The 26,808-nt window shown below is 38.9% G+C and carries 15 protein-coding genes and 1 pseudogene; 5 read left to right on the forward strand and 11 right to left on the reverse strand.

All coding sequences use genetic code 11. From position 1 onward, the window contains the following. Nucleotides 1-11 precede the first annotated feature (11 nt). The gene (aspS, locus tag QU01_RS05065) at nucleotides 12-1,745 is read right to left on the reverse strand and encodes an aspartate--tRNA ligase (RefSeq protein WP_033762681.1); all 1,734 of its coding nucleotides are present in this window, start codon (nucleotides 1,743-1,745) and stop codon (nucleotides 12-14) included. Between the two features lie 34 nt (nucleotides 1,746-1,779). Next, nucleotides 1,780-2,721, reverse strand: coding sequence for a chemotaxis protein (locus QU01_RS05070; RefSeq protein ID WP_033762683.1), 942 nt, complete (start codon nucleotides 2,719-2,721; stop codon nucleotides 1,780-1,782). A gap of 78 nt (nucleotides 2,722-2,799) precedes the next feature. Between QU01_RS05070 and ligA the strand changes: the two genes are divergently transcribed. From ligA to QU01_RS05090, 5 genes and pseudogenes are all read left to right on the forward strand, one after another. Next, nucleotides 2,800-4,770, forward strand: coding sequence for an NAD-dependent DNA ligase LigA (ligA, locus tag QU01_RS05075; protein WP_033762685.1), 1,971 nt, complete (start codon nucleotides 2,800-2,802; stop codon nucleotides 4,768-4,770). 153 nt (nucleotides 4,771-4,923) lie between these two features. Further along, complete coding sequence (locus QU01_RS05080) at nucleotides 4,924-5,256, forward strand: hypothetical protein (RefSeq protein ID WP_033762686.1); 333 nt, start codon at nucleotides 4,924-4,926, stop codon at nucleotides 5,254-5,256. A 44-nt stretch (nucleotides 5,257-5,300) separates the two neighbouring features. Then, nucleotides 5,301-5,488 (forward strand): annotated as a pseudogene (locus tag QU01_RS08510) (hypothetical protein). Between the two features lie 68 nt (nucleotides 5,489-5,556). Next, complete coding sequence (locus QU01_RS05085) at nucleotides 5,557-6,258, forward strand: ATP-binding cassette domain-containing protein (RefSeq protein ID WP_000625011.1); 702 nt, start codon at nucleotides 5,557-5,559, stop codon at nucleotides 6,256-6,258. Further along, a complete protein-coding gene (locus QU01_RS05090; RefSeq protein ID WP_033762687.1) occupies nucleotides 6,258-7,013 on the forward strand; it encodes an ABC transporter permease in 756 nt (251 codons plus the stop codon). Before QU01_RS05085 ends, QU01_RS05090 begins: the two co-directional genes overlap by 1 nt. Before the next feature lie 58 nt (nucleotides 7,014-7,071). Here the strand turns inward: QU01_RS05090 and QU01_RS05095 are convergent, their stop codons facing one another. From QU01_RS05095 to QU01_RS05135, 9 genes are all read right to left on the reverse strand, one after another. After that, complete coding sequence (locus QU01_RS05095) at nucleotides 7,072-16,638, reverse strand: vacuolating cytotoxin domain-containing protein (RefSeq protein WP_033762688.1); 9,567 nt, start codon at nucleotides 16,636-16,638, stop codon at nucleotides 7,072-7,074. Nucleotides 16,639-16,800: 162 nt separating this feature from the next. Further along, on the reverse strand, nucleotides 16,801-17,370 hold the full coding sequence (locus tag QU01_RS05100; RefSeq protein ID WP_033762689.1) for an outer membrane beta-barrel protein: 570 nt from the start codon (nucleotides 17,368-17,370) through the stop codon (nucleotides 16,801-16,803). After that, complete coding sequence (gene hefC, locus QU01_RS05105; protein WP_033763541.1) at nucleotides 17,367-20,453, reverse strand: efflux RND transporter permease subunit HefC; 3,087 nt, start codon at nucleotides 20,451-20,453, stop codon at nucleotides 17,367-17,369. Before hefC ends, QU01_RS05100 begins: the two co-directional genes overlap by 4 nt. 12 nt (nucleotides 20,454-20,465) lie before the next feature. Next, complete coding sequence (hefB, locus tag QU01_RS05110) at nucleotides 20,466-21,170, reverse strand: efflux RND transporter periplasmic adaptor subunit HefB (protein WP_033762691.1); 705 nt, start codon at nucleotides 21,168-21,170, stop codon at nucleotides 20,466-20,468. A gap of 9 nt (nucleotides 21,171-21,179) precedes the next feature. Then, nucleotides 21,180-22,613 carry an efflux RND transporter outer membrane subunit HefA gene (gene hefA, locus QU01_RS05115; RefSeq protein ID WP_033762692.1) on the reverse strand — a complete coding sequence of 478 codons (1,434 nt, stop codon included), beginning with the start codon at nucleotides 22,611-22,613 and terminating at the stop codon, nucleotides 21,180-21,182. Between the two features lie 9 nt (nucleotides 22,614-22,622). Continuing rightward, the gene (gene hemE / locus QU01_RS05120; protein WP_033762695.1) at nucleotides 22,623-23,642 is read right to left on the reverse strand and encodes a uroporphyrinogen decarboxylase; all 1,020 of its coding nucleotides are present in this window, start codon (nucleotides 23,640-23,642) and stop codon (nucleotides 22,623-22,625) included. Between the two features lie 68 nt (nucleotides 23,643-23,710). Continuing rightward, a complete protein-coding gene (locus QU01_RS05125; RefSeq protein ID WP_033762702.1) occupies nucleotides 23,711-24,328 on the reverse strand; it encodes a hypothetical protein in 618 nt (205 codons plus the stop codon). Further along, nucleotides 24,325-24,981 (reverse strand): 3-methyladenine DNA glycosylase, encoded by a 657-nt coding sequence (locus QU01_RS05130; RefSeq protein ID WP_033762696.1) that lies wholly within the window; start codon nucleotides 24,979-24,981, stop codon nucleotides 24,325-24,327. Before QU01_RS05130 ends, QU01_RS05125 begins: the two co-directional genes overlap by 4 nt. A gap of 120 nt (nucleotides 24,982-25,101) precedes the next feature. Beyond that, nucleotides 25,102-26,634, reverse strand: coding sequence for a flagellin A (locus QU01_RS05135; RefSeq protein WP_000885496.1), 1,533 nt, complete (start codon nucleotides 26,632-26,634; stop codon nucleotides 25,102-25,104). Nucleotides 26,635-26,808: the final 174 nt, after the last annotated feature.

Raw genomic sequence — 26,808 nt, forward strand, 5'->3', positions numbered from 1 at the left:
ATCCTTTTAAATTATTTTCTTAAGCGAATGTGTAACTCTCTTAGTTGCTCTTCATTAATGGGGCTAGGAGCGTCAGTCAATAAACATGAAGCTTTTTGCGTTTTAGGGAAAGCGATCACATCTCTAATGCTATTGGATTTGGTCATTAGCATGATCAAGCGATCAAAGCCTATCGCAAAGCCCCCATGAGGAGGAGCGCCAAATTTTAGCGCTTCTAGTAAAAAGCCAAATTTTTTTTGCGCTTCCTCTTCGTTGATATTGATTTTTTCAAAGACTTTTTTTTGCATTTCTTCTTTATGAATCCTAATGCTCCCCCCACCAAGCTCCACGCCATTAAGCACCACATCATACGCATGCGCTTCAACCTCTTCTATATCTTCGCATTCTATATTTTTAGGCATCGTAAAGGGGTGGTGTGCGGCGTGATAGCCGTTTTCGGTTTTTTCAAACATGGGGAAATTGACTACCCATAAGAAATTCAAAGCGTCTTTATCAATCAGATCAAGCGTTTCAGCCACCTTCAAGCGCAAACGCCCCATGTAATCTAACACGATTTTTTTATCCCCAGCCCCAAAAAAGACAATATCCCCAGTTTTTGCACCAGTTTTTTCTAAAATATTCTTAAGCCCCTTTTCGCTTAAAAATTTAACTAAAGGCCCTTTAATCCCATCTTCTTTAATTTGCAAATACGCCAAGCCTTGAGCCCCAAATTGGCGCACAAATTCTTCTAATTCTTTTAAAACGCTGCGGCTAAAAAGTGCATCAGCCCCCTTAACGTTCAAAGCTTTAATGCGTTGGTTTTTAGGATCTTTTGCGATATTAGAAAAAATAGCGTTTGAGCTGTCCCTAAAACAATCCCCCACTTCTATTAAAGGCAATTCAAAGCGTAAATCCGGCTTATCGCTCCCGTAATTTTCCATCGCTTCCTTATAAGGCATGCGTTTAAAAGGTGTAGAAATAGTATGCCTAATCGCTTTAAAAATCTCTTGCAACAAATCTTCCACCACGCCCATCACATCATTTTCACTACAAAAACTCATTTCCGCATCAATTTGCGTGAATTCTGGCTGCCTGTCCGCTCTCAAATCTTCATCTCTAAAGCAACGAGCGATTTGAAAATACCTATCCATTCCCCCCACCATTAAAAGCTGTTTGAACAATTGCGGGCTTTGAGGAAGCGCGAAAAATTCGCCCTCATGCACCCTGCTTGGCACTAAATAATCCCTAGCCCCCTCAGGCGTGGTTTTAGACAAAATGGGGGTTTCAATCTCTAAAAAACCCTTTTGGGCTAAAGCGTTACGAGTAATTAAAGCCACTTCGCTGCGCAATTTAAAGATTTCATAAGCGTTCAAAGAGCGTAAATCCAAATAGCGGTATTTCAAGCGCAAATCTTCATTCACGCTTTTATTGCCAATTTCAATCGGTGGGGTAGCGCTTTTATTTTCAATGACTAGCTCTTCTAAAACGATTTCAATTTTACCCGTTTTTAGTTTAGGGTTTTCTAACCCAGCGCCTCTCAAACGCACTTTTCCTTTAGCCACTAGCACAAATTCACTCCTGACTTCCAAAGCCTTTTCATAAGCCTTAGAGCTAGGATCACAGACTAGCTGCACTAAACCGCTCTTATCCCTTAAATCAATAAAAACCACGCCTCCATGGTCTCTATAAGTGTTACACCACCCGGCCACTTTGACTATTTTACCCACATCTTTTTCACTAATTTCTGTGCAAAAATGACTTCGCATGTTTTATCCCTTTAAATTAAAACAAAAATTAAATTTATGAAAGCGTTTTTTTAAGCATTTCATGGATTTCAAGAATGTTAGATTTTACCACAAAACCATCCGCTTCTAAAGATTGGGCTAACTGGCGGTTAGAATCGCTGCTCATGGACGAATTGATAATCACAGGAAGATGCTCAGTTCTATGATCAGCTTTAATGGTTTTTAGCACTTCAAACCCTGAAATGTTAGGCATTTCTAAATCCGTAATGACCACGCCAACTTGTTGGTAATGTTCTTTTTCATACAAATAATCCAACAATTCCCTCCCGTTTGGAAAGGCTAAATAACGCAATTCTAAAGTTTGAACGATCTTTTCTAGGGTTTTAAGAGCGCTCAAGGAATCTTCAGCGATTAAAATGAGTTTTTGGCTTTGAATGGCTTCTATGCAACGCAAAGTCAAATCGTCTAAATCTTTCAAGCTAGGGAAAACATCGCTAACCATCTTTTCCACGTCTAAGATCTGCACCACTCGTTCTTCATCAAAACGAGTGATAGCGCTAAGCTTACCCTCTTCATTAATGCCTTGTTTGTCCCCGGCGCTAATCTCAGTCCAATTTTTATGAATGATCCTTTCAATTTTTAAAACTTTTAGAGCGATGGAATGGTTAGAAAAATGGCACACGATCACCAAATTATGGTCATCTTTAACGCTGCATTCTTTTAGATCACGGCTCGGATCATTAGCGTTATAATGCAACCACCTTTTCACATCCACCAAAGGAATGGATTCGCCCCTAACGCTAAGAAACCCAAGCATCACGCCATCGCTCCCCCCAAGAATCTCTGTAACCTCCCCGTCATAATGGATAATTTCTCGGATCTTAAAAATATTCATGCCATAAAGTTGGGCGTCTTTTTCTGCATCTAATCTAAAGCATAGAAATTGCACTTCGTTGTTTAAGTGCAACGAAGTCGTTTTGTCAATATCTCTTACCACCTATTTTCCCCTAAAGCCCTATCAAAGATTAAATGCTATAATACTACCCTAATTTAGTTTAAAAGGTTTTTACAAACTATGATAAAAAGCCAAAAAGAGTATTTAGAAAGAATTGCATATTTAAACACCCTATCGCACCATTATTACAATCTTGATGATCCCATCGTAAGCGATGCCGTCTATGATGAACTTTACCAAGAATTAAAAGCTTATGAAGAAAAAAACCCTAATAGCATTCAGGCTAACTCCCCTACCCAAAAAGTGGGGGCTACTACCACCAATTCGTTCAATAAAAACCCCCATTTAATGCGGATGTGGAGCTTAGATGATGTGTTTAATCAAAGCGAATTGCAAGCGTGGTTGCAACGCATTTTAAAAGCCTATCCTAGCGCTTCGTTCGTGTGTTCGCCCAAACTTGATGGGGTTTCGCTCAATCTTTTGTATCAACATGGCAAGCTAGTGAGCGCGACCACTAGAGGTAACGGCTTAGAAGGAGAGCTTGTTACTAACAACGCTAAACACATCGCTAATATCCCCCATTTTATCGCTTATAATGAAGAAATAGAAATCAGGGGCGAAGTGATCATTTCTAAAGAGGATTTTGACGCTTTAAATAAAGAACGCCTAGACGCTAATGAACCCCTATTCGCTAACCCCAGAAACGCCGCATCAGGGAGTTTGAGGCAGCTTGATAGTGAAATCACTAAAAAGCGTAAATTGCAATTCATTCCTTGGGGCGTGGGCAAGCATTCTTTAAATTTTTTAAGCTTTAAGGAGTGTTTGGATTTTATTGTCTCGTTAGGTTTTAGCACCATTCAATATTTAAGCCTAAACAAAAACCACCAAGAAATAGAAGACAATTACCACACCCTGATTAGAGAAAGGGAGGGCTTTTTTGCCCTTTTAGACGGCATGGTGATCGTTGTGAATGAATTGGATATTCAAAAGGAGCTAGGCTACACGCAAAAATCCCCTAAATTCGCTTGCGCTTATAAATTCCCGGCTCTAGAAAAACACACCAAAATCATAGGAGTCATTAACCAAGTGGGGCGCAGCGGGGCGATCACACCGGTCGCTCTTTTAGAGCCTGTAGAAATCGCTGGAGCTATGATTACGAAAGCAACCCTGCACAATTATTCTGAAATTGAAAAAAAGAATATCATGCTCAATGATAGGGTTGTTGTCATTAGAAGTGGCGATGTGATCCCTAAAATCATCAAACCTTTAGAAACTTACAGAGACGGCTCGCAACAAAAAATCATGCGCCCCAAAGTTTGCCCTATATGCTCGCATGAGCTTTTATGCGAAGAGATTTTTACTTATTGTCAAAACCTTAATTGCCCGGCAAGATTGAAAGAAAGCTTGATTCATTTCGCTTCTAAGGACGCTTTAAACATTCAAGGCTTGGGCGATAAAGTCATAGAGCAACTTTTTGAAGAAAAACTCATTGTTAACGCTCTGGATTTGTATGCTTTAAAATTAGAAGATTTAATGCGGCTAGACAAATTCAAAATCAAAAAAGCTCAAAATCTGTTAGACGCTATTCAAAAGAGCAAAAACCCTCCCTTATGGCGTTTGATCAACGCTTTAGGGATTGAGCATATTGGTAAGGGAGCGAGTAAAACGCTAGCTAAATACGGCTTAAATGTGTTAGAAAAAAGCGAAGCCGAGTTTTTAGAAATGGAAGGCTTTGGGGTGGAAATGGTGCGCTCTTTAGTCAATTTTTATGCGAGCAATCAGGAATTTATCCGATCGTTATTTGATTTGTTAAACCCTAAAAGTAGCGATATGGCTGAAGAAAAGCAAAAAAGCTCTTCTGTTTTCAATAATAAAACGATTGTTTTAACCGGCACGCTTTCTAAACCACGGCAAGAATACGCTCAAATGTTAGAAAATTTAGGGGCAAAAATTGCTTCAAGCGTGAGCACTAAAACCGATTTTTTAATCGCTGGAGAAAACCCCGGCTCAAAACTCACTCTAGCAAAAAAACATGGCGTGAGCGTTTTGAATGAAGAAGAATTGTTAAAGCGCCTTAAAGAATTGGATTGAAATTAAACTCTTTTATAGTTTGTTTTAAAATTTGATGTTTAACACTCGGTTAAATTCTAAAGAAAAATTCCAATTTTCATTCTTAATGAATTTACTCACAAAATCCTATTTTATAGTAGAATGCGAAAAATAAAGATATTTTAAGGAGCAATGATGGAACACCATAAAGCGCACACGACCGTTCAGGCTTTACAAGCCAAACGCAAAAGGTTGCTAACCGAATTAGCCGAATTAGAAGCAGAAATAAAAGTGAGCAGCGAACGAAGGAGCAGTTTTAACATTTCGCTTTCGCCGAGTTTGTTAGCTGAAATAGAAGAGATAGAATACGAAGAAAAAACAAGCAAAGAGCGAAGAATCAATCACAGCGTTTTACTTTCGCCCAGTTTTATGGCTAAAGTGGATGAATACATGAAAGAGAAAGGTTTTCCTAATCGCTCGCTTCTCTTTGAAAAAGCGTTGGAATTTTATATGTTAAAACACCCATAAACTAATAACGGACAAAAAACGAAAGGGTATTTAGGGTTTTGAGAATGGAAAATCAAAAGCTCCGTTTCTTTAGCTTTTTAGGGTCTTTCTTATTTAAAGCCTTGACTTTGTCCGTTGTTTTATTTAGCTTTTAGTTAAAAAGTCGTTTCACTCGCTTAAATCGTGTCTGTCAGTAACGCTTTTGGCTCGTTTTAACAAAAATCGGTTAATTTTTTTAGTAATACTGCACTAAATAAAACCATCATTTGAATATAATAACCCTAAATAGGATTTTAACTCATTTCTATATAAGGGGATTTTATGATTTCTAACATCAGCATACACCCAAAAACCATGTTTAAAAACGCTTTAAATATACAAGATTTTTCATTTAAAAGTCATACTAGTACAGCCATTATTGGCACAAATGGTGCTGGAAAATCAACGCTTATCAACACTATTCTAGGCATTAGATCAGACTATAATTTTAAAGCACAAAACAATAATATTCCATACCACGACAATGTTATACCACAACGCAAACAATTGGGAGTTGTCTCTAACCTATTCAACTACCCACCTGGATTAAACGCAAACGACCTTTTTAAATTCTATCAATTTTTTCACAAAAACTGCACTCCAAATCTATTTGAAAAAAATCTTTTGAATAAAACCTACGAACACTTAAGCGATGGACAAAAACAGCGCTTAAAGATTGACTTAGCTCTTAGCCACCACCCCCAATTAATTATTATGGATGAACCAGAAACCAGTTTAGAACAAAACGCTCTTATAAGACTATCAAATCTCATAAGCTTGCGCAACACCCAACAACTTACAAGTATCATCGCCACTCATGATCCTATTGTCTTAGATAGTTGCGAATGGGTATTGTTCCTTAAGAATGGCAACATTGCTCAATACAAACCTTTAAATTCCATATTAAAATCTGTAGCTAAAACTTTTAACTTTAAAGAAAAACCAACTACAAAAGACTTATTAGCATTACTAAAGGATATTTAATGGGAGCAATTCTATCTATCCTAAAACTTGAAATCAAATCTTATCTCACCAATACAAGTGCGCTATTTTGGACTTTTATTTATCCTATTTTAATGCTCCTATTACTAATTTTTGTTTTTTCAAAAAATACCACTGAAATTTTTTACTTTAATAACATTATAGGTCTAATGGGACTCCTTATTATTTCTAGCGCGATCTTTGGTCTCACACAAGCTATAACAAGCTCTAGATCGCATAATATATTCTTGTTCTACATGCTATCACCAGCAACTTTCAAACAAATAACTCTAGCATTAATCGCTTCAAGACTAATCGTTGTAATCCTATATGCTTTTATCTTTATTGTTCTCTCTTTTTATGCGCTCAATATCATCACTATTCTTAATTTTCAAGTGCTTATTTTGGGGTTTATTAGTGTTTTTTCAAGCGCATTGTTTTGTTTTTGCTTGGCAATTTTTGTAGCCAGAATCTTTCAAAACGAACAAAGCATCTTAGGATTTTGTAATATCATCAATCTCTATGCACTAATGTCTTGTAATGTTTTTGTTCCTTTAGAATACCTACCTAATATTGGTCAATTATTTATCAAAACATCTATTTTTTACTACCTTAATCAACTTCTAATCAAAGCTTTTCAAGGGATTGATACTATACTGGTTTTAGCAACTTCAACATTTTTCATTATTGGTGGCATTATTTTATTTTTACTAAGCGCTAATCGCATGTTACTAACACCAAAAGAACGCATGCGTTAAATCCTTAATCCCACCATTGATTCATTTAATGGCTCAAAAAGGGGTAAGCCCCTTACTTTTAAAACGCTAAACGCATTCCAATATTCCCGGTAATGTTGATCATTTTGTAATCCAATCCAAACCTAGCCCCCACCCCAGCATTCGCATAAAAGTTTTTAAACAACCTCACTTCCCCACCTGTAGTGATGCTCGCAAAAGTGTTGTAAAGCTCACCTTTTCTGTAACTCAAAGTGTTGTTGCCAATGAAACGCACCAATTTATCTCCCATAGACCTCACAAGCAAATCCCTACCAACGCCGCCAATCGCATAAAAATAAGAGTTTGTGTTGAAATAATGGCGGTTCTCCAAAGCAAGATCAATCGTTAAAACGGATTTTTTAGACGGATCGGCGTTCGCTTTAAACTGGTTATAAAGCGCGTTATCCATCACTCCATCTAAACCGGTCATGCCAATATAGTAATACCTTAAACCAATTTGAGGTTTTAAAATGATGCTTTTGTTTTTAAACATGAAATCATACCCGTAATTGACTTTTGCGTTCGTCGTCCATGTGCTGTATTTATAAGACTGATTGATCATAGAAAGCAGAGTGTCGTTGGAGCTGATTTGGGTTTTATTAGCCCCCCAAGTTTCATTGACGCTAAAAGTCAGCTCGCTCTTTTTAATGAAAGCCCTCGCATACAAGCCCACATCCACATTATCGGATTTAGAATTAGTGATGCGTTCATAAAACCCGCTATACCCATAAGCCGCATACCCTCCAACAATCACCCCCTTAATGAATCTGTCATAGCCCACATTAACACCATAGAGCGTTCCTATGCCATTTTCCACAAAGCTCACGCCCCCAACGCCGGTCGCCCAAAGGTTGTTTTTTAATTTATCCCTTTGAGAGTATTTTAAAATCACATCCATCGCATTAGGGATCGCATCAGCAAATCTTTGGTTTTTAAGGCTGCTCAAGCGTTCGCTAAAATCCGTTGAATCAAAGGAAGCGAAATTAGAAAGCTTGGCTAAACGGCTCATTTGTTGCGTGTAAGTGTTGAGCTGTAAAGCATCGGTGGAATTGTTTTTAAGATTGGGTTTAGAAAGCATGCCTAAAGCGCTGGTAATATCTTTCATTAAAGTAACAATGTGTTCAGTGGGATTGTCTTGCAAATAATAAGGAGCGAACAAGGGATTACCCCCCTTAGCCACAAAAAGCTCATTCAACCACAGAATGGAATTATTGCCCGCAGATTTGATCGCATTCAAACCTCCGCTACCTTGAATACGCTGGATATAGTATTCCAAACTAGGGGCATGAACATCCATGGGCTTATCAGAGACGCTAACTTGAACCTTATCATAAAGGATAGATGAATACACCATTTGCCCTTGATTGTCTTTAAAGCTCACCACAAGACCCCCATCTTTGATATTGACCGGTTGGTTGTCATAGCTTAGTGAATCGCCATTCAATTGCATGCGTTTGCCGTTAAAATCAATGAGAGTGTAAAGTTTGAGGTAATCGCTCAAGCTCCCCCCAAGAATCGTTTGATTATCATAGCCATAAACCATGCGATTAGCGTTAATAAGCGTATAAGCGCCTTGCTTGAGTTGGGTGTTAAAGTTGATTAAGGCTTGATTGTTATAAGACATGATCGTGGAAGTGCCAGTTACATTGATAATCGTTTGATGGGTTTTATTGTCAAGATTAAAGATTAATGGCCCTTCACTATTAAAATTCCCCCCCACATTCAAACCATTTTCATTCGTGCTAAAAGTTGCACCCTTGGCCACATTGAAATTACCGCTGATATTAGCCCTGTAATTAGAGTTATTATTAAAAGCGTTATTCACGATCAAATTATTCGCTTTAAAAGTAGCGTTTGACCCCAAATCCAAAGTCCCGATCGTGGTATTTTGCAAAACTTGTGAAAAATCCACTAATCCATTAGCCTTAATGGTTCCTAAGAAAGCGAAATTATTCGCATTCACTTCTAGCGTTTCATCGGTTGGGGTTGTCGCGCTTGAAGAATGAGCTTTTTTCTCGCCCATGCAATCTAAAACATTCACGCAAATTTGACCTTTTTGAACGCTAATATCGTTTCGTGGCGCGTTAAGAATTAAACCATTGGTAGCGTTTAAGGTATCTAATGAAATGTTAGAAAAATCTTGAGAAATAAATGAAAGCCTGCCCTGATATTGCGTGAAATTAATCGTATTTTTCCCATTAAAAATAATGGACTTGCCCGCCACAAAATTCAATTCTCCCCCTGTGGCGTTACTAAACGAGCTGTTATTAGTAAATAAATAATCTTTAGCCACGAAATTAAAATTCCCTTTTTGCCAGAGATTGTGTAATCCTCTAGAGCCTAGTAAAGATCCCAAGCCAAATTGTTCCAATTCTTTTTGTAAAGATTGAGGCAGTATGGATCCCAAACCTTGATGATAAACGCCTCCTAATCCCTTATCAGCGACGATTTTATTGATCATTTGCCCTAAGACTTGATTGCTCATGATTTTATTCACTACGCCTTCGCCTAATAAGTCATTTAACGCTTTTTCACCTATGCTAGAAATAGTGTTAGTTAGCTCTTCGCTGGGGTTAGTGATGCTATTTAAAGCGATATTGACTAACACGCTCAAATCTTGTGGGCCGAGCCAAGAAATGAGCTTATTGATTAGGGGGGCTTGATTAATCATTTGATTGAGAATATCCCCAAAAGTCGTTTTGTCCAAGAAACTCTGTAAGTCTTTGGCATCAGAGCTAGAGCCTATTTTATCCAGGGCTTGATTTAAGCCTCCAGGCACAAAATTATTGGCAAAAGAACTCAAGCTTTGCTTGCCATACCAGTTATTGATGAAATTCTCTACATTTTCAATCCCTAAAGTTTTAACGATGAATTTTTCAAACCCTGAAGAATGGGCTTGGATTTGCTCTAAAAGCATTTGATCAATTTCTTTTCTTTTAACCGGATCAAGCGCGTTTAAAAGCCCGTTTTCACCAAAAACATCGCCCACCGTTTTAGAATTTAAAATTTCCATGATCGCGTTTTTAAAAGCGCTCACGCCTAAAAGGCTGCTCACCTCATCAGGGCCAAGCAAGGAGTTTAAAGTCTTAGATCCAAAATCTTTAGGGATCATGTTGGCTAAATCTTTGGGGATAGCGTTATCATTCAAGCTCTCTTCATAAACAATATTAGAAAGCGCATTCGCTAAGCCTTTTTCTCCAAAAAGCTTTTCAATGCCACCTTGCCCTAGATAAGAAAAGATTTTATCAGTCCCTTGAGCGTCAATATTGGCTTGATTAAGCACCAAATTAGTGCCGCTTTCAAAAGACACATTCGCGCTCCCTCCGCTCCCCCAAGCGTTCCCGCTGCCGATGGTTCCGGTAATGTAGATGTTTTTAGCCCTAAAATTAGCGTTAATGTAGCCTAAATAAGGCGCGCTAGAATGGAGCAATTGCCCTAAATTAGTCTGCCTAAACATCTGGCAAGTGTTATCCCCAACCGTACATGGCTCTTTATAGCCTTCGCCTCCAAACCACACCACGCTATTCGTGTTCGTTTGCCCTTCTTTGATCGCCCCTACAACGAGATTGCCTTGAGAGAAATCATAATTAGCCGTATTGGAAAAATTATTGATAATACCCAATAAGCTCTTCCAATTTGCTTGGTTTAAAGCAATACCATATTTCTTTAAAATATCAAAAAGAGTTTCAAAACCATTCGGGCTATTGAGATTGAGATTGTCTAAAGCCCCTGAAGATAAAAGATTGGCTATTTTAGGCAAAAACTCCTTACCCAAACTAGCGATCACGCTTAAATCCTGCTTAGTGATAGCCTGATTGTAAATGTGTAAGGCTTGTAAGGGTTGGTTTTGCGCGTTATAAGTCCCAGGTGTTTTATTGTTTTGATTAAAGCCTTTGATATTGCTTGTCAAATAATAAGTGCCGGCTTTATCGCTTGTGTGATTATAGGAATTAGAGCTTTCATCATAAGGGTTTTTTTGGTAAAAATACAAGCTAGGAGCGAGATTAAACATTTCATTATTAGAAGCACCGTTTTGAGAGATCTGTACTTTCAAGCGGTTGTTATGCAAGGTTTCTGTAATCGTTTCAGTTGTGTTGAGCGGGTTAGTGAATCTCCACGAATGAACGCCGTTATTAAATGAGTAATCAGCCTTGTCAATCTGTATGCCATAAAAACGGATCTTCTCATAGCCGTTATTCCCCATCAAACCCTGAATGTTTTGAGCTTGTAAAATATTATAAACTAAGGGCTTGTTTTTTGCATCAAACAAATTCACATTAGACAGATTCAAAACGCCTTGAGATCCAAAGCTGAAATTCCCGCTTGCATTAATAGCTAGAGCGTTAGCGCCATTGCCTAAAAGGTTTAGAGCGCCATTTAAAAGAACGCTTTGAAAATTCAGGGTGCTGTTGTTGCTTAAATCAAATGAAGCGTCTGCATTAAAGGTCGCTAATTTAGTGAAAGAAATTTGAGAATTATTAGCGTAAAAATTCACAGGAGCGTTAAAAACGCTATCACCATTGAAATTCAACAAGCTTGAGTTATTGAGGTTGAAATTCGTTTCCCCTTCCACTTTGAGAGCGTTAAAGCTCGCTTGGGAACTTTCAGCTAGATTCATCGTAGAGTTATTTTCAAAAGTGGAAGCGCCTTGGAAATTGATATGGATATTTTTAGCCCTTAAATTGAGCGTGGCTTGATTGAAATTCGTATTCCCTTTGAAATTAATCAGGCGTGCAGAGTTGCCAAAATCAGGCGTTTTACCAAATAGCGGGATGCCATAAAAGGTTACATTAGCGTTATTGAAATTCGCTTGATTGAAGCTTAATTGAGCGTTAGGGTTCAAGTTCAAATAAGACACCCCATTAAAAGCGGTTGTGCCGTTAAAATTCGCCACGCTATTATTATAAAAAGAAAGGCTTGAAGCGTTTTCTAAAGTCGTTTGAGTTTGGCTATCCCCAATATTAATAGCAGCGTTGGGTTTGACTGAAAGCCTGGAATGATTGAAAGTAACATCCCCATTCAATGAAGACTGATTCACATTTTTAGACACATCAATGACGATTTGAGAGTTATTGAAAATAATGTTATTAGCTTTCAAATCATAGCGAATGCCTCCCCCTAAAATGGAATCAGTGAAAATCAAATCCGTATTTGCAACCATATTCACATACGATGAGCCGCTCTCAGTCGCTCCGTTAATATTAGTCCAGCCGCTAAAAGTGGTGTTTTCAAAAGCGATACGCCCTGAGTTAAAATTAAAGCCTCCCCATGTGAAATCCCTAAAGTTAGAGTTTTTAATCTCCATAGAAAGCCTGGAATTAAAATTCGCCCAAGAATGCTGGCTCGCGCTGGTTTGTAAGCCCATAGCCACGGTTTGGAAATTCGTGTAATCCAACCCGTCAGCACTCAAGGTTTCATCAGCGTTAAAACTAATCGTCGCCCCACCGCCAGCGTTAGGGTTGCCGACATTAAAGTTATTCGTTAAAAAGATATTAGTCGCGTTGAAATTGCCATGCAAATACAGCAAATTATTCTTACCAAACCAGATAGATCCGCCATTGTTATTGGCCTTTTCTTGAGCGCTCCCTAAAAGCAAAGTCCCTACCACCGTAGCCCCAAAGTTCAGCGACCACGCAAAAGCGCTAGAGCCAATAAGGTCTTGATTTTTATAAGGCGCGATATAGCACACGCCAACGCACACCGGGGTTTTTCCTGGAATGAAATCAAACTGCTTCCTCACTTGATTCCAAATATCCTTAGAATCAGCTTCTGTGTGGAAAGACGAAGAGTTGAGCGTAAGGTATCTATAAGTGATAGAGCCCAGATTAAAAGTCTCTTCAAAGACAAATTTTTGGCCGTTGCTTTGGGTGAATTGCACAAAAAAAGTGTTGTTATCCGCTCTTAATAGAGTCCCTTGTTCGCCACCATAATGGATTAAATTCCATAAATTTTTTGAAAAAGCATTGTCCGCTAAAATTTCATTATTATATTTAATATTATTCCCACTTAAAAGCGTGTAGGTGGTGTTGTCAGTCAAATCCCTTTCAATATTAAAAATACTATTATTGTCAATAGCGATTGAGCCTTGAAGACGGCTGAAAGGATCGCTGTTAATGAGCGTGTTTGTGCCTTTAAAAGTGGTGTTTTTAGTGTCATTAAACGAATAGCTCCCGCCATTAAACGAGTTGTTGTTAAAAATTAGATTTTGTGCTTTGGCGTTGATATTGTAGGAATTGAAAGTGTTGTTTTCTAGGGTTAGGGAATTTCCAGCGCTGTTTTCACCCCCCTTATAAATCAAGGTGCCGTTATTATTGAAAGTTACTCCGCTAATGGTGGTTGTGCCACTGCTATTGGCGTTATCCACGCCAAAATTCCCCCCTCCACTCACAGAGCCTTTATCCCAAGTGATATTATTGGCCTTAAGGTTAAAGCCTCCATGCGGAGTTTGGTTGCTAAAATTGGCGTTTGTTGCATTCAAGTTGCCATTATCCACAATGAAATTCATCCATGAATTTTGCAAACCGGCTTTATCGCTATTCAAATGAGCGTTAGCGATATTCAAACGCTTTTCAGCGTTAAACACTAAAGTCGCGCCCCCACCGGTTTTAGCGCCATTACCGGAGCGAATCGTGCCGGTAATATCAATTTGATTGGCTTTAAAAACGCCATGAATATAGCCCACTAGCCCCCATTCAGCCCCTGAAGTTTTTCCAAAACTCACCACGCTATTAGAAGCGGGATTCGCCCCATCAAGAAAGGGGGTGGTTTGGTTGAACACTAAAACGCTGTTAGCGCCGCTGTAATCTTGCGTGAAAACACCTGTGCCAGCGATCTTCCAAGTCGTCATGCCATTGAGATAGAACACGGTATCGCTCGCGCTATTATTGACATTTTTAAGATAAAACGCATTATCATGGATATTCACACAATGCGTGTAACCTAGAGTGCATAAACGAGTGAGCATGATCCCATTATTAAAATTTTCTTTAATGTAGTAAGTCAAGCCGTTATCGGTGAAATGGACATTGTAGATTTTAGTGTTGTTTGGTGCGGATTTATCCTCATCAACTAGCGTGCCGCTAGGATTTTCTCCGCTAGTCCAACGCAACATTTGATATAAAGCGTTATTATCCTTATAATCCACGCTTTTAGCGTTGAGTAATTGATAAGTCGTGCCCACGCTTAGGCTACTCAAAAGCCCTTGCATGTTGAAAACAACGCCCTTATTGAAACTAAAAGTTGTTTGAGGGCCATTCAATTTGAATTGGTTATTCACATTAAAAATGTCGTTATTAAAATTGGCTTTAGGGGTATTGTTGAAATCAAACACGCCCCCATTAAACGAGTTCCCACTAAAATCCACTTGTTTGGCGTTAAAACTAAACAATCCGCCATTAAACGAGTTGTTATTAAAAGCGTCTGTCTGCTCTGCATGGCTAAAATGAAACGAGCCATGGTTAAATTTACTGGAATTAAACGCATTATTCACACCTTCAAAAGAATAAGTGCCATTGTCTAAAACAGAATTATTTTCAATGGTGGTCTTGCCTTGGAATTTAAAATTCCCGGCTATAAAATTCGTGTTTTTAAAAGTGTAAGTATTATCAGCCCCTTGAAATTTATAATAAGCCTTATTGAAATTCACGCTATCAAAAACGCCATTACCGGTAAAATCATACCCCCCATTCGTCCAGTCGTAAAAATCAGATTGAAAAACATTAATTTTACCGCTCCCAGAGCTATCCCCTAACGCCATAAAAGTCATGTAAGAGTTTTGTGAAGTTGTTTTTAGGTTTTTAAAATCAGCCCCAGAAATATTAATTTCAGTCGCGCCCACAAAATTTAAAGTCGCCCCCCCACCGGTTTGAGCGCCATTCCCAGACATCATGTTACCGGTGATATAAACCCTATCGGCTGTGAAAGTGCCGGTGATATAACCCGTTTTCCCCCAATTAATTCCCTCATACCCCCCAAAACGCACCGTGCTACTGGATTTAGGGTTTGTGCCATTAGCCCAAGGGGTCGTAGCGTTAAAGACTAGAGCGCTGTTTTTCCCGCCATAGGTTTGCGCAAATCTCGCATTAGTGTAATTCCAAGTGTTCAAGCCGTTAAGATAGAAAATCGTATCAGCCCTATCATCATTAATATTTTTTAAATTAAAGACATTATCATGGATATTCACGCTATTGGTGTAATAAATATTGTTCGCACCATAATAAATGGATTGTAAAACAATAGAATTAGGGCTAAAAATTTGTCTGAAATGATAGAGCGTGCCGCCTAAATTGTAGGTTACATGGTAAGTGTGGGTGTCGTTATTGGAAGTGGCGTTTTTGCTATTGTCCTTTGTGGCTTGTGTGTTTTTAAGCCTGATAATATTCCACAAATCACTCACACCATTATAAGTGATATTGCCATTTTTCATGCTAAAAAGCGTGTAAGCACTCCCTATCGTGGGCGTGTAATTTTGAATGTTAAAAATCGCATTAGGGTTAATGGTAACTTTACCGGTCATATTGACAAAGGGTGAAGTAGGGTTATTGATCGTGGTTGTGCCTTGAAAATTAACATGAGCATCAGGCCTATTAAAAACAAACCAACCCCCATTAAAAGTCAAATTATTGAAAGTGATATTGCTTGCATTAAGAATATAAGCTTCCCCTACGGTGTTAGCGTTGCCATTAGGCATGCTCCCTAAAGCGCTGTTATTAAAGGTAATACTATTGGCGTTAAGATTGAGTTTATAATGGTTGATATTAGAATTAGTGAAAGTGATGCTCCCCCCAATGCTATTACCCCCCTTATAAGTGAGCGCGCCATTATCATTAAAAGTTACTCCGCTAATAGTGGTTGTGCCATGACTATCCACATTATCAAAGCCAAAATTCCCACCATTAATAATCCCGCTGTTATAAGTGATCTTTCGCCCCATAACATTAAAGCCCCCATGCGGGGTTTGGTTGCTAAAATTCGTGTTTGTCAAATGCACGCTATGATTGGAAATCAAATTGATCCACGAATTTTGCGTCCCGGCTCTATTATTTTGAAAATAAGCCCCATTAGTGCTTAATTCGTTTGAGCTTTCAAAAACAAGTATTGCACCTCCACCGGTTTTCCATTCATTGCCTGATCCAACATTGCCTGTAATAAAAATATCTTTAGCCTTAAAAACCCCTGTAATAAAACCGATATAGCCCTTTTCCCCAAACCATATAGAATTATTATTGGGCGTTGCAGAAGCGTTTTTTGTCCCTATATATAACTTACTATTGTTATAATTTTGCGTGAAATTCCTACTCCCCCCAGCCCAAGTGCGTAAAGGACTGATATAGTAAGATTTGTTGCTATGATTTTCATTCACGCTGTTTAGCCAATACACCGAACTATTATAATCTTCACTTTGAGCGCTCAAAGCTGAGACAAACCCTAGCCCTAAAAAGATTTTTTTATTGAGAGAAAAGCTTGAATGCGTTTTGAATGCATGAGAAATTAAAGGCGAGTTTTTGATTTTGTATTTTTTAGCGATTTTCTTTTTAATGCCCTTAAAAGAGCGGTTTTTACTAAAGCGTTCATTCTTTAAATCTATTTTGCTGCTTCTATAAGTCATATTTTGAACCCTTTCATGTTACATCATTACATTTCTTAATACTATCCACAAAAAAGATCATTGTATTAATTAAAAGAAAACGACGCAACCCTTTTTATGTATTTAGTAACCAATCTCATTTACAACAACCATTAATTAGTTACTTTTTGCAACATATTCCCCTTAGAATGCATAACTATAACTCGCATGGATAAAAACGCTCTCTAAAAAATAAGAATTTTTAAAAGAATTTCTGGTTTTTGAAAAAGGGATTTTAGCCCCAAGCTCTATGCGGTGGTGTTTGTCAATCGTGCTGCCAAGCCCCACATTAAATAGCCCGTTATACCCCATAAACGAACTATTTTTCATGCCTAAATGGTTGTTTTGATAAAAATACCCTATCCCAAGCCCCCCATACACCCCAAAGCTGTATTTTTTATAAGTGTAAAAATCGCTCAATGCATCAATGTTTAAACTCAATAAAGAAGTGTTAATCGTATGAAACGCTGTGGGCTTAATGGCCATGAGGTAGGAAAATTCACCCCTTAGCGCTAAAGCTTTTAAAAAAGCGAATTGATACCCCCCTTTGGCCCCCCATAAAAAAGCGGTATAAGAAGAATCGCTAGCCGGTTTTGGGGTTATTTTAATAGGGGCTAAACCCACCATAGCCCCAAAATAAATACGGCTTTTTTTAGGCTCAAACGCCCCTAACAAACCCACTTTTAAAGCCAAAATTAAAACAATCTTTTTCATTCTAAAGCTTTTTGGTTTTGATAAAGTCGTTTGAGTTTGTCATCTATGGGAGCGAGCAAACGATAAAACACCGGCACAATGAGTAAGCTTAACACCATAGAAATCATCAAGCCCCCACTCATCGCAATCCCTATAGGGGATTTCATCGCTGATCCATCCCCACTCGCTAACGCTAAAGGCAGCATGCCGCAAACCATCGCAATAGTGGTCATTAAAATCGGCCTTAGACGGGTTTTGCCGGCAAATAAAATGGCTTCTTGAATGTTCAAGCCTTTTTTACGCTCTTCATTAGCGACATCAATTAAAAGCGTAGCGTTTTTACCCACCATACCAATGAGCAAGATCAAGCCTATCATAGAAAACATGCTCAAAGGCTGGTGCGCTAAGCCTAAGGCAAAAAACGCCCCTGAAAAGCTTAAAGGCATGGTAACCATGATGATAAAAGGCTCTAAAATGGATTCATACAACGCCGCTAAAATCATATAAATCAACACAAACGCTGTCGCTAAAGCGATCAAAAACTCCCCATTGCTTTCTTTAGCGTTATCCGCTTCACCGGTGAATCTGTAATTCGCTCCTTCAACCAACCATTCTTTAGTATTTTTGCTCACTTGCGTTAAAATTTCGCCCAAAGAAACGCCCGCGCTCCTGTTAGGCTCAGCTAGCACCGTAACGCTACGCTGGCGGTTATAACGAGAAATGCTAGATGGGCTTTGGGTTTCTGTGATTTCCACTAAAGCGTCTAAAAACATCAATTTATCGTATTTGTTACGCACTTGCAAGCGTTTAATATCCTCCACAGAAACGCGCTTATCATCAGGCACTCTAATGATCATGTCGTATTCTTTACCATCTTCTTTGAAAACGCTCGCTTGAGAAGTCCCAGAGAAAGCAGAGCTTACCACTGAACCTATGGTTTGAGCGCTCACGCCGTATTTGTTGGCGTTTTGCCTTAAGATTTTTAATTGCAATTGCGGTTGCGATTCGCTCGTGCTTGTGTGATAGCTCTCAATCTTGCCTTTTAATTCAGGGCTTTCCAGTAAGAATTTCTTCAAATTCGCCACGCTTTTATCCACCGCTTCTTGAGAATGGGAGAACACATAGGTTTGAAAGGGCGAACTATCCCCACCACCGCCTATAAGAGCAACTTCAGAAAGGTTGATGCTTTCTAAATCTTTAGCTTCCGGCAAGCTTCTTAATTCTTTTTTTAAAGCCCTCATCAACTCAAATTGCCCCAATTGGTGTTCTTTTTTGCGCTCTTCTAAAGGCTTGAGTTGCACAAAAATCTTCGCTTTAAAAGGGTTTTGTGTCGTGCCATAACCCACTTGTAAGGTGGTAAATTCCACTTCATCGTATTTTTCAATCGCTTTTTGAAAGATCTTGCTCTTTTGCGTCATGTAATCTATACTCACGCCCGGTTTAGCCTTAAGCCAGACTTGAAACCTCCCCCTATCTTCTTTAAGCATGAAATCCATGCCGAGTTTAGAAGCCACAAAAAGCGAACCCACAAACACCAAAACCACCGCTATAAATATAATAAGCTTGTGGTTTAAAACCCATTGAAGTAATTTAGTGTAATAAGACTCCAAAGCCTTAAAAAAAGGCTCACTCCACACATAGAAACGAGAATGCCTAGGATTAACCACCACTGAGCTTACCATGGGGATAATCGTAACGACCACCACATACGACAAAGCGATCGCTAAAGCCACCGTGATCCCAAAGCTTTGAAAAAAGCGCCCGATAATGCCTTTCATGTTCCCTATAGGCACAAAAACTGAAAGCAACATCGCTGAAATCGCCACTAACGCAAAGCCAATTTCCCTCACCCCCTCATAGCTTGCTTTGCGTTTGTTCATGCCCATTTCTAGCTTTTTATGGATATTCTCAATCACCACGATCGCATCATCAATAATGATCCCTATAGACAGAGTTAAGGCGACCATGGTGAGCATGTTGAGCGAAAAGCCCATCCATTGGATAAGTGCAAAAGTCCCCATGATAGAAATAGGGATAGAAATCGCTGAAACTAAAGTGATCGTCCCGCTACGCAAGAATACAAACACCACCAAAACCGCTAAAATCGCCCCTAAGACTAGGTCAAATTTCACATCTTCAATAGAAGTGCGAATGAAAGTTGTCGTATCCATAAAAGGCTTGATTTCGTAGTTAGGGCTTATGGCTTGAATGTGTTTTAAGGCTTCATACACCCTATCCACGATTTCAATTTCATTCGCTCCTGCAATCTTTTGGATTTCTAAAATCACCCCAGGCTTGTCTTTAAAGCTCGCAAAAGTGTTGTCCTCCTCTAACCCAATTTCAATTTTTGCAATATCGCCAAGGCGCACATGATTACCCACTTGGATTTTTTCTACATCCGCAACGCTATAACTATTCGCATTGATTAAAATTGACAATTCTCTTTGGCTATTGACAATGCGCCCCCCATCAATTTCCACATTCTCCGCTTTAAGCGTGCTGAAAAGATCCGCATAAGTGAGATTGTATTTATTCATCAAAGTAGGATCGGCATAGATCCTGATTTGGCGCTCCCTAAAGCCATTGAGTTGCACGCCCCCTACCCCATTGATTTTTTGGAGCATGGGTTTAATGGTGTTTTTAGCGTAATCGTTCAAAGTCGTAGCCGGCACGCTTGAACTGCTCACAAACAATGAAATAATGGCTTGGCTGTCGGTATCAAATTTATTCACGGAGGGTTTTTTAATATTGGAGTCATCAAAACGCACCGAAGAAATTTTATTGACCACATCGTTTAGGGCTTCTTCATTAGGCTTTTCTAATTCAAATTCAATGACCACGATACTCACATTTTTAGAGCTTGTGGAAGTAACCTTTTTGATCCCATCAATCCCCATCACCGCTTCTTCAATCTTATCGGTTACCTTACTTTCTATGATTTCAGCGCTAGCCCCAGGATAAGTCGTAGTAACCACCACCGTAGGCATATCAATTTTAGGGAAAAGCGCCACGCTCAATTTTTTAAAGCCCATAGTCCCAAAAAAGACAATCGCCAAAGCAAACATTAAGGTCGTAATAGGACGATTTATCGCTGTTTTATACATGCAAATACCCTATTATTTCGTTTGGATAAACCCATCGCCAAAAAGCCCCACTGCCATGTTATTAGGCAAAAGGGCTTCAGCGCTCACTTTTCGTGTGTTTTCATCAACGGTGGGATAAATCTTAGTGATTTTAATTTCATGTTTATTGGAATCCCCGTCTATAGAATAAGTGTAAGTATCCCCCACTTTGACCGCATTAATGTATTTGGAATCAAATTCAATGACTAATTTTCTAGCATGACTGACTAATCTCAGTAACACCGTGCTGTTAGCGCTCACTCCTTCGCCCACTTGAATGTTTTTGCTCGCTATCACGCCATCAAAAGGGGCTCTTAAAATGGTTTTATTCAACACCGCAATAGAATAAGCGTAATCAGACTCCAAGCGTTTATAAGCAAATTCATAACTCTCTAGAGTGTTTTTATCCACCGCACCCCCAATTTTGCTGTATCGTTGGTATTGTTTTTTAGCAAAAATGAGTTGTTGCTCGGTAGAATCGCTTTGGGCTTGCTTGTCTTGGTTATACAAAAGCAACAAGACATCGCCCTTTTTGACCACACTCCCCTCAGTAACCTTAATGCTATCCACAATCCCTGTGCTATCTAAGGTGAGCTTAGAATCTTGCATCGCTTTCACATTGAAAATTGCATACACTTTTTCGCCAGCTTCCAAACTCAAAAGACTTAAAAAAAACCCTATTAAAATTCTTCGTATCATTTCATTCCCTTAATGCACATAATCTTGTATTCTGTGTCCGCTATTGAAAATGTAATTGGCTTTTTGCACTTCGTAATTATTGAGCGCTAAATTGTAAGCCACTTCTGCATCAAAGCGCGTGGTTAAACCCCTTAAATAGGTCGTAAAATCCACTAAATTAGCGTCGTATTTCCTTTTAATGTTGGCAAAAGAAAGGTTAGCCGCATCCAAACTAGCCTTGGAGGATTCAATCTTAGCTCTAGCAATATCAAGCGACTTTCTGTAAAGTTGTTCGTCTTTTTCTTGCTCTAGTTTTTTATAGGCTAAATTCTTTTCATTCGCTAATTGGCCTAACATGATGGATTGCTTTTGCAAACTCAAGCCTATATCATCAAAAATATTCAAAGTCGCAGTAAGCCCAGCGGTGTTTTGTTGACCCGGATAGAAATTCCCAAAACGCCCTGTGGCATAAGCGGGTTTTTGGATCCAAAAAAGCCATGAGTCAAACACATCTATTTTGGGGTAATAATTGAGTTGCTTGTTTTGGTATCTGAGTGCAGAAATCTGCTCCCTCAAAGAAACCAAATCCTGCCTTTCTCTTAGTTGCAAATTAGGCACATCAATCGTGGTCTTTTTCAAATTTTTCACATTAAGATTAGTGAGATACTCTAAGGTCAAGCGGTTTTGCTCCAAAGCAAATTGCATATCCAAAATATCATATTCGCTCAAATTCCCTTGCGCTTTCAAGCTTTGCAAATCATCAATCGTCGTTAGCCCTTTGTCATAGAGCTTAGTAACCCTTTTAATGTCCGTTTTGATTTGCTCTAATTTCTTTTGCAAAGCGATCATGCGAGCGAGGTTGTTAAAATACTCATAGTATTGTTGCACCACTTGCAAAAATATGCTTTGGCGGTTATATTCTAAAGTGGCTACATTGGAGCGGTAAGTCGCAGACTTTTCTTTGACATTATTCACATCGCTAAAGCCATTAAACACATTCAATGTAACTTGAGCTTGGAGTTGTTGGGTGTTATAATGCTTATATTCTGGAGTATCCCTAGCTTCATTTTTAAAATTATAACTCGCATTCAAAGTGGGCAAAAACATCGCTTTGGCGATGGTGTGGTTTTTCATCGCTTGCTTAACATTGAGTTCTTGAGCTTGCAAACTGAGGTTTGAAGTAGCCCCTTTAAGCAATTCATAAAGCCCCAAAGCAATCTTATCGCTTTTTTCATGGTATTTGGCAATCTCTTGATTGATCGTGGTCGCTGTTTCTTTAGGCGAGGGCAAAAAACTCGGTGTCGCTTCTAAAGAACTTGTCGGTGGATCAATGAGCCTTAAATTCTTATGGCTATAATTGTTAAGAATTTGCTTGATTTCATCTGGGGTTTTAGAAGGACTTTGGGCCAAAGCTAAAGCAGTGCATAAACCTAATAAACTAATGCATCTTATCAAAGTATTCATCAATCCCCCCTAGCGCTTGGTTTTATTATGCACTAATTGCACTAAATATTTCGCATTTTCTCTAGGCAGATCCGGCAGCATCCCATGCCCTAAATTAAAAATATGCCCCTGATTGCCCATGACTTTTAGAATCTTTTCAACCCCTTCTTCTAAAGCGTTTTTATTATAAAGGCGCGTGGGTTCTAAATTCCCTTGCAAAACATATTTATCGCCCAAAATCTTTTTTGCCACCTCTAAAGGCGTGCCCCAATCCACGCCAAACACATCAAATTCCCCATCTATGCTATCCAAATAAGCGCCAATCCCTTTAGGGAAAAGGATAACTGGGATATGCGCATAGCGTTTTTTAAGCTCTTTAGAGATTTTTTTCAAATAATCCCAACTGAATTTCAAATACGCTTCTTTTTCTAAAGCGCTAGCCCATGAGTCAAAGATCATCACCGCATTGACCCCTGCTTGGATTTGAAGGCTCAAATACTCTATCAATTCAAGGCTTAATTTTTCTAAAAGCGCTTTTAAAACTTCAGGCTCGCTATAAAGCATTTTCTTGCTTTTAGCATACGATTTACTCCCTTCGCCCTCTATCATGTAAGTCGCTAAAGTCCAAGGCGATCCGCAAAAACCGATTAACGCTTTCTCTTTAGAAAGTTTTTGGCGTGTTTGAGAAATCGTATCATAGACATAATTCAGTTGTTTATAAGCCCCTACTTTTAGGCTTTCCACGCTTTTTAAATCCGTAATCGTCTCTAAAAAATGCGGCCCCTTTTTGGGGATAAATTCCAAATTCAAGCCCATTTCCAAAGGCACTACTAAAATATCGCTAAACAAAATAGCCGCATCCACGCCTAAAATCTCTACCGGCTGTAGGGTAACTTCTGTGGCTAAATCGCTATTTTTACACAATTCCAAGAAGCTCCCCGCTTTTTTACGGCTCTCTTGGTATTCGCTAAGGTAACGCCCCGCTTGCCTCATCATCCAAATGGGCGTATAAGGCGTTTCCTTTCTAAAACATGCATCAATGAAAATCATCATAAATCCTTAAAGGTTTGTCTAATTATGGTTTTTATACTCTATAGTTATTTTTTAAAATGAATATTTTACCCTAAAAATCTCGTAAAGTCATAAAAAGTGAATGTGATGCCAACAGAATAGATATTCAATCGTGGCGTGCCAAAGGCTTTAGAAAATTTGCTTTGGATAAAATAAAAAGGGATACCACCCCTTGCTTCTATGCTCAAGCCAAAATTTTTAGCCGCATTGAAAAACAAGCCCACACTCCCCACCGCTGATTGGATATTGAATTGATACTTATCAATCTTAGCCCCTAAAATTTGAAGCTGATAGCCTAAGGCGATTTTAGGGATAACCCACCCCTTAAAAAGCCTCACCCCAGCCATAAACCCAGCGCTCATGAAATACGAATCGCCCATTCCTGCATCCAAATACCCCCCTAATAAAGCGTTCTTTTTTAAAACGAACCCTGCCTGAAAGCCTAAAGAAGCGTCATGGTAAATTTTATCCATTAAAATAGGTGGGCGGTTTTTAGGGCGGATGGGGGATCTTTTAATGGTATGTGCATGCTGATAAAGATAGCCGATTTTAAAAGAGCCAAAATATTTTTTAGTAGGCTCTAAAGGTTTGAAAAAATTCCCATCCTTTTTGGCCAGTAAAACGCCTTTTAAAAGGCTTAAAATTAAAAAAAATCTAAAAATCAAAGTTTTAATTCCCATTTTTGTTTGGAAAATTCCACAATCTTTCCATGGAATCTCGCATAAAGTTGCGCTAAAGGAATGGTGTTTTCATAAAGCGCTAAGGCGGCATTTAAATTCTCTTGAACGCCTTTTTCAAAAAAATGTTGCAATTCGTCATAATCTTCTATCTCTATGCCTAATTTTTTTAAAAAAAGATAGCTGTATTTATCCACCACCATCACTTCTTTAGCGCACGCATAGCATAAAATCGCATCCGCGCTTTCTTTGCCAATGCCCTTTTGGTCTAAAAGCCACTCCCTAGTCACTTCTTGTTTAAAATTTTCAAAACTTTGAAAGTCTTTTAAAATATTCTTGCTCAAATCAATCAGTCGTTTGGCTTTTTGGTTATAAAACCCACTAGGGCGGACACACTCTGCAAGCTTTGAAAACTCTATATAAGCGATTTTTTTAAGATTAATCTCATCATCATTTTCTAAAATGAAAGCGTTTTTTAGATTTTCTAAAGATTTCAAAACGGCTTCAAATTTAGTGTTTTGCGTTAAAACCACCCCTAATAGAGCTTCAAATTTCAAAGCGTTAGGCCACCACCAAGTAGGGGCGTTTTTCAATAAATCCAAGCTCTTTAAAGCCTTTAAAATCTCAAAACTATCCAACACAATAACCGCCTGTAATAATAAAGAGAAATAAAAAAGGGTATTTTATTGAAAAAGAAGCAAAAATGAAAGCGAAAAGCCAACGCTTAAAGCGTTAGCCCCATACAAACACCTTTCTTAAAACTAAGTTAAAAGCCTTAAGATATTTTGTTGAACGGTATTGGCTTGACTCATCGCATAGCTGCCTGATTGCGCCAAAATGTTGTTTTTGTTGAAATTCGCGCTCTCTTCAGCAAAATCCACATCCCTGATTTGAGATTCAGCCGCTTTAACATTCACTTGAGTGATGCTGATGTTATTCACGGTGCTAATCATTTGATTTTGCACAGAACCTAAATCAGAGCGGACTTTATCCAACATTTTCATCGCCGATTCCGCAATATCAATCACCACCATCGCACCTCTTAAGGTTGTAACCCCAGATCCCAAGCTTTGATTACCGCTAGCGATGACAGCGTTATAGTTCGCACCACTCGCTGATTTGACATTAGCGTTAAAATTCCCAGTAACATCGCGCAAATTCACCGTGGTTTCTGCCACTTGAGATTCCCCAAAACCAATCGCTGTGAAGCCTAAATGTTGCGAGTCAGAAGCCGAAACGACATTGATGCTCTTAGCGTCTAATCGTGTGAGAGAAAGCCTCCCATAGTTAGTAGAGCCTTTTGTTAAATCCTGACCGCCATTAACCATCGTTAAAGCACTAGGCCCGTTACTGACGCTATCGGTTTTAATTTCAATCCCACGACCATCTATACTGCGCAAATTCAAGCGCCCTTTTTGATCGGTATAAGCTTCCACACCGGTTTCTGAAGTAACCGCATTGATCGCTGCAACCAATCGTCCGTCTGAGTCATTTTTCTTAATATCTGCGATATTACCCAAATGAATCCCGTTTAAGGTTAAATTACTCAAACTTCCTGACTGGACCGCCACATCGCTTGTGGTGATAACGCTCGCATAAGCTTTAACCCCTGTTCGGTTAGAGTTTTTGTTGATCACTTCTGCTAACACACCGATCCCTGTGCCTGCTGAACTAGAGACTTTCACGCTCTCTAAAGTCACATCATTCACGCCATCCACTTGTTTGAAAGTCAAGCTAATATCCCCAGAAGCCGTGATTAACGCGCCTGTAGCGATACGAACCTGACCAATTTTATCAGAAGTGGTAGAGCCGATAGAAGCCTTAATGCTTTGGTTAGAATAAGCCCCTACTTGGAATTCTTTGTTAGTGAATTGACCAGACAATAACGCTTGCCCATTATAAGTAGTCGTGTTACCGATATTATCTAAACCTTGAATCAAACGAACGATGTCAGATTGAATCGCTTTACGAGATTCCGTAGTTTGTCCGTCTTGAGCCGCTTGAGTCGCTTTAACCTTAACGGTGTCTAAGATTTTTAACTGCTCATCCATAGCCTTATCCGCAACCTGGATAATCCCCATGCCGTCATTTGTGTTGGCAATCGCTTGACCCAAACTGCTCGCTTGTGAACGCAAAGAATCCGCCACCGTCATGCCTGATGCGTCATCAGCCGCTTTATTAATCCTTAAACCTGAACTCAATCGCTCCAATGAAGTTTTAAGCGCATTTTGAGTGAGTGCGGATTGCACATGCGCATTCATCGCATTGATATTTGTATTGACCTGAAAAGCCATTGTTGTAACTCCTTGTTATAAAAAACCCAAAGGCATCCTTGCTTTTGGTTGGAACTATTATCGGTTAAAGTTTGAAATTTTAAAGGGCTTTATTTTAAAAGCAAAATTTAAAGGAGCATGAAAATGGGCTATAATAAAGAAAATTTATACCAAATCTTATTGCATGCAAACACC

Source organism: Helicobacter pylori SA221C (assembly GCF_000476855.1).
Lineage (GTDB): Bacteria > Campylobacterota > Campylobacteria > Campylobacterales > Helicobacteraceae > Helicobacter > Helicobacter pylori_DK.

Bases quoted from the DNA above. Each gene is read 5' to 3' on its own strand.
- aspS (WP_033762681.1), bottom strand. From the start codon at position 1,745: ATGCGAAGTCATTTTTGCACAGAAATTAGTGAAAAAGATGTGGGTAAA.
- ligA (WP_033762685.1), top strand. From the start codon at position 2,800: ATGATAAAAAGCCAAAAAGAGTATTTAGAAAGAATTGCATATTTAAAC.
- QU01_RS05080 (WP_033762686.1), top strand. From the start codon at position 4,924: ATGGAACACCATAAAGCGCACACGACCGTTCAGGCTTTACAAGCCAAA.
- QU01_RS05085 (WP_000625011.1), top strand. From the start codon at position 5,557: ATGATTTCTAACATCAGCATACACCCAAAAACCATGTTTAAAAACGCT.
- QU01_RS05090 (WP_033762687.1), top strand. From the start codon at position 6,258: ATGGGAGCAATTCTATCTATCCTAAAACTTGAAATCAAATCTTATCTC.
- QU01_RS05095 (WP_033762688.1), bottom strand. From the start codon at position 16,638: ATGACTTATAGAAGCAGCAAAATAGATTTAAAGAATGAACGCTTTAGT.
- QU01_RS05100 (WP_033762689.1), bottom strand. From the start codon at position 17,370: ATGAAAAAGATTGTTTTAATTTTGGCTTTAAAAGTGGGTTTGTTAGGG.
- hefC (WP_033763541.1), bottom strand. From the start codon at position 20,453: ATGTATAAAACAGCGATAAATCGTCCTATTACGACCTTAATGTTTGCT.
- hefB (WP_033762691.1), bottom strand. From the start codon at position 21,170: ATGATACGAAGAATTTTAATAGGGTTTTTTTTAAGTCTTTTGAGTTTG.
- hefA (WP_033762692.1), bottom strand. From the start codon at position 22,613: ATGAATACTTTGATAAGATGCATTAGTTTATTAGGTTTATGCACTGCT.
- hemE (WP_033762695.1), bottom strand. From the start codon at position 23,642: ATGATTTTCATTGATGCATGTTTTAGAAAGGAAACGCCTTATACGCCC.
- QU01_RS05135 (WP_000885496.1), bottom strand. From the start codon at position 26,634: ATGGCTTTTCAGGTCAATACAAATATCAATGCGATGAATGCGCATGTG.